Annotated in this window: 6 protein-coding genes; 3 read left to right on the top strand and 3 right to left on the bottom strand. The window is 74.4% G+C overall.

What is annotated here, in order from left to right; genetic code table 11:
- Nucleotides 1-156: 156 nt before the first annotated feature.
- Nucleotides 157-1,434, bottom strand: a complete 1,278-nt coding sequence (gene eno / locus INN71_RS03870) for a phosphopyruvate hydratase (RefSeq protein WP_277500706.1) — start codon at nucleotides 1,432-1,434, stop codon at nucleotides 157-159.
- Between the two features lie 160 nt (nucleotides 1,435-1,594).
- Between eno and INN71_RS03865 the strand changes: the two genes are divergently transcribed.
- Together INN71_RS03865 and INN71_RS03860 are read left to right on the top strand one after the other, a co-directional pair.
- On the top strand, nucleotides 1,595-2,251 hold the full coding sequence (locus INN71_RS03865) for a MazG family protein (RefSeq protein WP_277500707.1): 657 nt from the start codon (nucleotides 1,595-1,597) through the stop codon (nucleotides 2,249-2,251).
- Nucleotides 2,252-2,253: 2 nt separating this feature from the next.
- Nucleotides 2,254-2,766, top strand: coding sequence for a DUF2867 domain-containing protein (locus INN71_RS03860; protein WP_277500708.1), 513 nt, complete (start codon nucleotides 2,254-2,256; stop codon nucleotides 2,764-2,766).
- A gap of 27 nt (nucleotides 2,767-2,793) precedes the next feature.
- Here the strand turns inward: INN71_RS03860 and INN71_RS03855 are convergent, their stop codons facing one another.
- Complete coding sequence (locus INN71_RS03855) at nucleotides 2,794-3,411, bottom strand: hypothetical protein (RefSeq protein ID WP_277500709.1); 618 nt, start codon at nucleotides 3,409-3,411, stop codon at nucleotides 2,794-2,796.
- A gap of 16 nt (nucleotides 3,412-3,427) precedes the next feature.
- Complete coding sequence (gene mfd / locus INN71_RS03850) at nucleotides 3,428-6,985, bottom strand: transcription-repair coupling factor (RefSeq protein WP_277500710.1); 3,558 nt, start codon at nucleotides 6,983-6,985, stop codon at nucleotides 3,428-3,430.
- Nucleotides 6,986-7,796: 811 nt separating this feature from the next.
- Between mfd and INN71_RS03845 the strand changes: the two genes are divergently transcribed.
- The gene (locus tag INN71_RS03845; RefSeq protein WP_277500711.1) at nucleotides 7,797-9,332 is read left to right on the top strand and encodes an HNH endonuclease signature motif containing protein; all 1,536 of its coding nucleotides are present in this window, start codon (nucleotides 7,797-7,799) and stop codon (nucleotides 9,330-9,332) included.
- Nucleotides 9,333-9,448: the final 116 nt, after the last annotated feature.

The following is a 9,448-nucleotide window of genomic DNA, read 5'->3' as shown; positions in this document are numbered from 1 at the left end:
CGGCCGGGCGCGACCGGCCCGGGCCGCTGCCCGGACCGGTGCGCGGCCCGCGGGCCCCGGGGCCGGACGACCGTGCCCGGCGGCGCTCGTCGACCACGGTCGTCCTCCCCTGCTGCTCGTGCGGTGCTGCGGTGCTGGTGTTCGTGCGGGTGCGGGTCAGCCCTGGAAGCGCGGGAACGCGCCGGCGCCGGCGTAGCGCGCGGCGTCGCCGAGCTCGTCCTCGATGCGCAGGAGCTGGTTGTACTTCGCGACCCGCTCGGAGCGCGCGGGGGCGCCCGTCTTGATCTGGCCGCAGTTCGTGGCGACGGCGAGGTCGGCGATGGTGACGTCCTCGGTCTCGCCCGAGCGGTGGCTCATCATGCAGCGGTAGCCGTTGCGGTGCGCCAGCTCGACGGAGTCGAGCGTCTCGGTGAGCGAGCCGATCTGGTTGACCTTGACCAGCAGCGCGTTGGCCTGGCCGCCGCTGATGCCGCGCTGGAGGCGCTCGACGTTGGTGACGAACAGGTCGTCGCCGACGAGCTGCGTGCGGGCACCGAGGGTGTCGGTGATGGCCTTCCAGCCCTCCCAGTCGTCCTCGTCGAGCGGGTCCTCGATCGAGACGATGGGGTACGCCGCGACGAGCTCGGCGTAGTAGGCCGTCATCTCCTCGGCCGACTTCGACGCGCCCTCGAAGGTGTAGACGCCGTCGGTGCAGAACTCGCTCGCGGCCACGTCGAGGGCGAGCACGATGTCGCGGCCCAGCGTGTAGCCCGCGGCGTCGACGGCCTCGGCGATGAGGTCGAGCGCGGCGCGGTTCGACGCCAGGTCGGGGGCGAAGCCGCCCTCGTCGCCGACGCCGGTCGCGAGCCCGCGCTTCTTCAGCACCGACTTGAGCGCGTGGTAGACCTCCGCGCCGCTGCGCACCGCGTCGGCGAAGGTCGGGGCGCCGATGGGCGCCACCATGAACTCCTGCACGTCGACGTTCGTGTCCGCGTGCGCGCCGCCGTTGAGGATGTTCATCATCGGCACGGGCAGCACGTGGGCGTTGGGGCCACCGACGTACTTGTAGAGCGGCAGGCCCGCCGACTCGGCCGCGGCCTGCGCGGTCGCCAGCGAGGCGCCGAGGATGGCGTTGGCGCCGAGCTGCGCCTTGTTCGGCGTGCCGTCGAGCTCGAGCATGCTCGCGTCGACGAGGCGCTGGTCGTCGGCGTCGAGGCCCACCAGCACGGGGGCGATGCGCTCGCGCACGGCCTCCACCGCCTGCTGGACGCCCTTGCCGAGGTACCGGTCGCCCCCGTCGCGCAGCTCCACGGCCTCGAACGCGCCCGTGGAGGCGCCGCTCGGGACGGCGGCGCGGCCGAGGACGCCGTCCTCCAGGAGGACCTCGACCTCGACGGTGGGGTTGCCGCGCGAGTCGAGGATCTCGCGGGCGCCGACGGCGACGATGCTTGCCATGTTGCTCCTGTGTCGGGGTACGCCGCACCGCGGCGCACGACGTGAGGTGACCGTGCCCGGCCGACGGGTGCCGCCGACCGCCGGTCAGCCTAACGGGACCGGCCCCCGCCGCCCGACGGGCTCGCCGGGGCCGCGCGGGTGCGTCGGTAGAGTCGACGAGGTGAGCCCGGCACCCGTCCCCCGCGCCGACGGCGCCGCCCTGACCGCGCTGGTGCCGGTCATGCGCCGGCTGCGCGCCGAGTGCCCCTGGAAGTCCGCACAGACCCACCGCACCCTGGCGCGGCACCTGCTGGAGGAGACCCACGAGGTGCTCGAGGCGCTCGACACCGGCGACACCGCGCTGCTGCGCGAGGAGCTGGGCGACCTGCTCCTGCAGGTCTACTTCCACGCCGCCATCGCCGAGGAGCGCGGAGAGTTCGACGTCGACGACGTCGCGGCCGACCTGCACGCCAAGCTGGTGCGGCGCAACCCGCACGTGCTGGGCGAGGGCGCGAGCAGCGCCCCCGGGGCCGCCGGGGACACCGCGGGGCCGGTCCCCGACGCCGCCACGGTCAACGAGACGTGGGAGGCGGTGAAGGCGACCGAGAAGCGCCGCACCTCCCCCGTCGACGGGCTGCCGGCGACGCTGCCCGCACTCCTGTGGGCCGACAAGGTGCTCGACCGCGCCGAGCGCGCCGGCACCCCCCTCGCGACGCCCGACCCCACCGCCGCCGCCGCCGACCTCGGCGACCGCCTCCTGGCGCTCGTCGCCGAGGCCCGGGCCAGCGGCACCGATCCCGAGCAGGCCCTGCGCGACGCCGTACGACGGAGGCTGTGACCATGCGCCGACCCCGACCCGGACTGCGCCGCAGCGAGCGGCACGTGCGGCTGGAGCGACCGCTGGCGGAGGTGTGGTCGGTGCTCGCCGCCCGCCCCGACGGGGACGCCCCCCGCTGGTACGCCGACGCCGCGCCGCTCGTGCTGCGTGCCCGCATCGACGACCTCGCCCGCGCCGTGCTCGGCGACCCGCCCCGGCCCGAGGTGCGCCGCGGCGAGGACGCACCCGGCCCGCCCGACCTGCTGTCGACCGGCGACACCGCCGGGTTCTGGGACGTGCTCGCGGCCGACCACGTGGCCCACCGCCTGCGGCTGCAGGCCCGGGTGCACGCGCCGGGCCAGGTGCGGCTGACGACGTGGCTGACGCCGCGCGACACCGGCTGCCGCCTGCACCTGCGCATCACCTTCCGGCCCAGCGGCCTGCTCGGGGCGGCCTACCTGCTCACCGACCTGCCCGCGCGCGAGCTCGTCACCGAGGGCGTGGCGCGCCGCATCGTCGCCGACGCCAGCCGCTAGCCCGCCCGGGCCGCCAGCCGTCAGCCGTCAGCCGCCGCAGCGCTGCCCGGCGGGGAGCGCGGCCACCTGCTCGGGGGTCACCGGGGCGTCGGAGGCGAACGTGGTGGCCCGGGCCTCCTCGCCCTGCGCCACGCTGATGCCGTCGCCGTCCAGCGACAGCACCCCCTCGTCGTACTGCCCCACCTGCGGGTTGACGGTGACGTCCGCGCCCTCGACGGCCTGGGCCGCGGCGCCCGCGACGACCGGGTCGGACAGGGCGTTGCCCAGCGTCAGCAGGCGCACCGTCTCGCGCGCCACCTCGGCCTGCGCGCCCGCGTCCTCGAGCTCGGCGACGAGGTCCTCGGCCTGCGGTGGCGGGGCCAGCAGGTCCTCGCCGGCCTCCTCGCGCAGGGCCGCGCCGTACACCCACAGCTGCGCGAATCCCGCGCGCACGACCGCGCGCGGCTGCGCCTCCACCCCCACCTCGCTGATGTAGCCGCAGTAGGCGGTCGTGACGGCGTCGAGGCGGTCGACCTCGAGACGCTCCCCGTCGACCGCGACGGCCGTGCGGGGGTCGGCGTCGCAGCCGGAGGCGAGGAGCGCGGTCACGGCGAGCGAGACGAGCGCGCCGCCCACCCGGGCGGCGCGACGGGGCGAGGTGATCACCGTCACACCGTAGCGGTCACGACTCCCGCGGGTCGATCACCGCGTCGATGACCTGCGCGCACCACTCGAGCAGCGCCAGCCCCGTGATGGGCTTCCCGGCCACGACCGCGGTCTGCGGGCGGGGCACGAGGATCGTGTCGGTGGCCGGCTTGACGAGCGACCTCGGGTAGAGCCGCTGCAGGCGCACCGTGCGCGACTCCGGCAGCGACACCGGGGCGAAGCGCACGTTCTTGCCCGCCATCGTGACCTCGCGGATGCCGGCCTGCCGGGCGCGGGCCCGGAAGCGCGCGACGTAGAGCAGGCTCTCGACCTCGACGGGGGGCTCGCCGTACCGGTCGACGAGCTCGTCGCGCAGCACGTCGACGTCCTCGTTGGAGCGCACCTCGGAGAGCCGCTTGTACATCTCCAGGCGCAGCCGCTCGCTCGGCACGTAGTCGTGCGGCAGGTGGGCCTCGACGGGCAGCTCGACGCGCACCTCCTCGAGCTGGTCGTCGGGGGTGCCCTTGAAGTCGGCGACCGCCTCACCGACGAGGCGGACGTAGAGGTCGAAGCCGACGTCGGCGATGTGGCCCGACTGCTCGCCGCCGAGCAGGTTGCCGGCGCCGCGGATCTCGAGGTCCTTCATGGCGATCGCCATGCCGCCGCCGAGGTCGGAGTGCTGCGCCAGCGTCGCGAGCCGCTCGTGGGCGGTCTCGGTGAGCGGCTTCTCGCTCGGGTAGAGGAAGTAGGCGTAGGCCCGCTCCCGGGAGCGGCCGACGCGGCCGCGCAGCTGGTGGAGCTGGCTGAGGCCGAGGGTGTCGGCGCGCTCGATGAGCATGGTGTTGGCGTTCGAGACGTCGAGGCCCGACTCGACGAGGGTGGTGCAGACGAGCACGTCGAAGCGCTTCTCCCAGAAGTCGAGCATCACCTGCTCGAGCTGCTTCTCGTTCATCTGCCCGTGGGCCGTGGCGACCCGGGCCTCGGGCACCAGCTCGGTGAGCCGCTGTGCCGCCTTCTCGATCGACTGCACCCGGTTGTGGATGTAGAACACCTGGCCGTCGCGCAGCAGCTCGCGACGGATGGCGGCCACGACCTGGCGGTCCTCGTAGGCGCCGACGTAGGTGAGCACCGGGTGGCGCTCCTCGGGCGGCGTGGTGATGGTCGACATCTCGCGGATGCCGGTGACGGCCATCTCCAGGGTGCGCGGGATCGGCGTGGCGGACATGGCGAGCACGTCCACGCTGGTGCGCAGCCGCTTCATCTGCTCCTTGTGCTCGACGCCGAAGCGCTGCTCCTCGTCGACGATGATGAGACCCAGGTCCTTGAAGCGGATCTCGGGGTTGAGCAGGCGGTGCGTGCCGATGACGACGTCGATCTCGCCCTTCGCCAGGCCCTCGAGGACCGCCGTGGCCTCCTTGTCGGACTGGAAGCGGCTCAGGGCCTTGAGCACGACCGGGAAGCCGCTCATCCGCTCGGCGAACGTCGAGAAGTGCTGGGTGACGAGCAGCGTCGTCGGGACGAGCACCGCGACCTGCTTGCCGTCCTGCACCGCCTTGAACGCGGCGCGCACCGCGATCTCGGTCTTGCCGTAGCCGACGTCGCCGCAGACCAGGCGGTCCATCGGCATGGTGCGCTCCATGTCGCCCTTGACCTCGTCGACGGTCGTGAGCTGGTCGGGCGTCTCCGCGTAGGGGAAGGCGTCCTCCAGCTCGCGCTGCCAGGGCGTGTCGGGGCCGAAGGCGTGGCCCTGCGTGGCCTGCCGCGCGGCGTAGAGCTTGATGAGCTCGGCCGCGATCTCCTTGACCGCCTTGCGGGCGCGGGCCTTGCGCTTGGTCCAGTCGCCGCCGCCGAGACGGTCGAGGCTGGGCTGCTCGCCGCCGACGTAGCGGGTCACCTGGTCGAGCGTGTCGGCCGGGACGTAGAGGCGGTCCGGCGGCGCGCCGCGCTTGGACGCGCCGTACTCGAGCACGAGGTACTCCCGCACCGCGCCGCCCACCTCGCGCTGCTTCATCTCGACGAACCGGCCCACGCCGTGCTGCTGGTGCACGACGAAGTCCCCGGCCTTGAGCTCGAGCGGGTCGATCTGGCGCTTGCGGCGGGCGGGCATCTTGCGCATGTCGCGCGTCGACGCCTTCTGGCCCGAGACGTCCTCCCCGGTGAGCAGCACGACGCGGTTGGCCTCGTCGACGAAGCCCTGCGACAGCGAGCCGCAGGTGACGGTGACGACGTCGGCGGGCGGCAGGTCCTCGACCTGCTCGACGAGGCGGGCCGGCACGTCGCGGTCCGCGAGGGCCTCGACGGTGCGCTGGGCGGGACCGTGGCCGGGGTGGACGACGACGACGCGGTAGCCCGAGCGGTGCCACGACGCCACGTCCGACAGCGCCTTCTCCACGTCCCCGCGGTAGGCCTCGGCGGGGCGCGGCGACAGGGCCCGGACGGGTACGCCGGCCGTCGCCGCGTCGCGCCCGGCCGCGTCCTGCGGGGCGGTGTCGTCGTCGATGCCGAAGGGGCTGACGCCCCACCAGGCCTGGCCGCGGGCGAGCGCGTGCTCGCGGACGTCGGCGAACGCGTGGTACGACGCCGCGCCCAGGTCGATCGGGGCCTCTCCCCCGCCGGCCGCCGCCGCCCACGACGCCCCCAGGAACTCCTCGCTGGTGGCCACCAGGTCCGCCGCGCGGCGGCGGGCGCGCTCGGGGTCGAGCATGAGGACGTGGGTGTCGGCGGGGAGCACGTCGACGAGCAGCTCCATGTCGTCGACCAGCACCGGGGCCAGCGACTCCATGCCCTCGACCGCGATGCCCTCCGAGATCTTCTCGGTGAGCTCGCGCAGCTGGGGGTGGGCCTGCCCGAGCTCGGCCGCGCGGCGGCGTACCTCGGGGGTGAGCAGGAGCTCGCGGCACGGGGGCGCCCACAGGCGCTCGACCTTGTCGACGGTGCGCTGGTCGGCGACGGAGAAGGTGCGGACCTCCTCCACCTCGTCGCCCCAGAACTCGACGCGCACCGGGTGCTCGTCGGTGGGCGGGAACACGTCGACGATGCCGCCGCGCACGGCGTACTCCCCGCGCTTCTCGACGAGGTCGACACGCGCGTACGCCGCACCCTCCAGCCCCGCGACCACGTCGTCGAGCCGCGCCTCCTGCCCCGGGACCAGCTCGACCGGCACGAGGTCGCCGAGGCCCTTGACCTGCGGCTGCAGCAGGCTGCGGACCGGCGCGACGACGACCGACACCGGGCCGTTGGTCGCGTCGGTGCCGGGGTGGGCGAGGCGGCGCAGCACCGCGAGGCGGCGGCCCACCGTGTCGCTGCGGGGACTCAGGCGCTCGTGCGGCAGCGTCTCCCAGCTGGGGAAGTAGGCCACGCGGCTCGGGTCGACGAGGTCACCCAGCGCCGCCACCAGCTCCTCGGCGTCGCGGGTCGTCGGGGTCACCGCGAGCACCACCCGACCCGTGTCGACGAGGCCCTTGACCACGAACGGCCGCACCGCCGCCGGGCCCGTCAGGTCGAGGACGCGCTCCGACCCGTCGCGTGCGCCCGCGAGCGCGCTGTCGAGGGTCGGGTCGGCCAGGACGGCGTCGGCGAGGCCGGAGAGGTGCACGGGATTGCTCCTGGGAGGGCGCGGATCGGCTCGGGCGCGCACCACCACAGCCCCTCCGCGGCGCGACCCGGGGAGCCGGGCGCGACGGAGGGGTGGGGGGAAAGCGCCCCGCCAGCCTACTGGCGCCGCCCCGGTACCCGCCCCGCGGCAGTTGGTGGCGGGGCGGGGCTGGTTCGGTGGTGGAGGTGGCCGCCCGGCTCGGTGGATGAGGTGGCCGCCCGGCTCGGTGGTCGAGGTGGCCGCCCGGCTCGGAGGTGGGGTGGCCGCCCGGCTCGGTGGTTGAGGTACCCGCCCCGCACCGGTGGTTGAGGTGGCCGCCCGGCTCGGTGGTTGAGGTGGCCGCCCCAGCGGCCCTCGAAACCACGGGGCCGACGCGGCCGGACCGATCGGTGGTTGAGCTGGCCGCCCCGCACCGGTGGTCGAGGTGGCCGCCCCGCACCGGTGGTTGAGGTGGCCGCCCCAGCGGCCCTCGAAACCACGGGCGAAGGCGCGCACCGGCCCCGATCGCGGCAAACGGGCCCCGACCGACCGTCAGAGAGGGTGCTTGCGGTGAGATCGCCGCGATCCGTGCACCGGGCGGGCAGGCCGGTGGTCGAGGTCGCCGCGCCGTTCGGTGGTTGAGGTGGCCGCCCGGTGGTTGAGGTGGCCGCCCGGTTCGGTGGTTGAGGTGGCCGCCCCGGCGGCCCTCGAAACCACCTCAGGAACGGTCGCCGGCAGAGTGCTGTGACGAAGCTCAGATGCCTAGATCTTCTTTCCCCAGCCCCCGCTGGCCCGGCCGAAACTGTCGGTGGTCACCCCTAGCGTTGTCGGTATGAACCAGTCGAGCACCGCCGTCGTCGAGGCCCCCGCGGCCACCGACACGAGCGCGTTGCTCGTCACTGCCCGCGCGGCTGCCGCCGCGCAGCAGGCCGCCGAGGTGGCCACGTTCGTCGCGGTCGCGGACTGGGCCGACGCCCACACCGACCGTTCGGGCGGCACCGTGGGCGACCCGATCGGCCCGCTCGGTTTGTGGTCCGAAGGCCCGAACTCAGTTCCGGGCGGCGACCGGTTCCTCGAGCTCGGCGGCCCCGGCGCACCACTGGTCTCGGAGTTCTGCCTCTACGAGATCTCTGCCGCCCTCGGGCGCTCCGTCGCCTCGGGCCGACCCTTGATCGGGGACGCGATCGAGCTGCGGCACCGCCTCCCCCGCCTCTACTCCCGCGTCCTCGCCGGCGCAGACCCCACCGCGCAGAAGCGAGCGCTACCGGTGTGGCGGGCACGGAAGATCGCGGCCCTGACCCGCACGCTGACGGCCGAGGGCGCGGACTTCGTGGACCGCAACCTCGCGCCCGTCGCGCACCGCGCCACCATGCCGACCGTCGAACGCCTCGTCGCCGAAGCCACCGCCCGGTTCGACCCCGAGAACGCCGAGCTCGACCGTGCAGACGCAGACGCCGGCCGCTACTTCACCATCGAGACCAACCCCGTCGACGCCGCAGCACCCTGGACCGGCGTCGTCCCCGTCCACGGCACCCTCGACCTCGCCGACGCCCTCGACCTGAACAACGCCGTGCAACGTGTCGCCGCCGACCTCGCCGCCGCCGGATGCGACGCCGACCTCGACGTCCGCCGCTCCATGGCCCTCGGCGAGCTGGCCCGCCGCCAAACCGCCCTCGACCTGTACGGCGCCACCGCAGTCGACGGCGGCGAGGCGCCAACCGGCTCGACCCGGACACCCGCGCGGCAGGTCGTGCTCTACGTCCACCTCTCCGACGCCGCCATCGCCGCCCACCGCTCCGCCGACGGGCTAGAGACAGGGCCCGGCATCGACCCGGTCACCGGCCACACCGGCATCGACCTCGCCCGCCTCGAGAACACCCGCGCACTCATCACCGCCGACCAGGTCCGCGACTGGTGCCGCACGCCCGGCACGCAGGTCGTCGTGAAGCCCGTCATCGACCTCAGCGGGCATGTGGCGGTGGACGCGTACGAGGTCCCCGACCGCATCGCCGAACGCGTCCGCCTCGACCGACCCACTTGTGCCTTCCCCTACTGCGGAAGACCAGCACGAGGCCTCGACCTCGACCACACCGAGGCCTACCGGCGAGAAGCAGCACCCGGTGCCAGGCAGACGTCCACCAGCAACCTCGCCCCGCTCTGCCGAGGCGAGCACCGAGCCAAGACACACCCGTCACCGACCGGAGCCAGCCCACCAGGCCCATCCGACGGTCCCGACGACCCACCGGGCGGCGTGCCACCCGATCGACGATGGCGCTACCACCGAGACCCGCTCGGAACCTACGTCTGGACCAGCCCCCACGGGCTTCGCTACGCCGTCGACTCGACCGGCACCACACCGCTCGACTAGCACCGCCACCAACGCCGACCCCGCCACCCAGCACCACCTGGCGGGGCCACCGGCATGTCCAGGCGTGGTTTCGAGGGGTGCTAGCGCACCCACCTCAACCACCGGAACGCGCGCGG

The sequence above is a fragment of the Nocardioides sp. ChNu-153 genome, from assembly GCF_030466625.1.
Classification (GTDB): Bacteria; Actinomycetota; Actinomycetes; order Propionibacteriales; family Nocardioidaceae; genus Nocardioides.
Note: the sequence above shows the minus strand (reverse complement) of the source record. Positions and strands in the feature narration are given on the sequence as shown.

What these genes read in the sequence shown, in the direction of transcription:
- INN71_RS03845 (WP_277500711.1), top strand. Translation starts at nt 7,797, where the DNA reads ATGAACCAGTCGAGCACCGCCGTCGTCGAGGCCCCCGCGGCCACCGAC.
- eno (WP_277500706.1), bottom strand. Translation starts at nt 1,434, where the DNA reads ATGGCAAGCATCGTCGCCGTCGGCGCCCGCGAGATCCTCGACTCGCGC.
- INN71_RS03860 (WP_277500708.1), top strand. Translation starts at nt 2,254, where the DNA reads ATGCGCCGACCCCGACCCGGACTGCGCCGCAGCGAGCGGCACGTGCGG.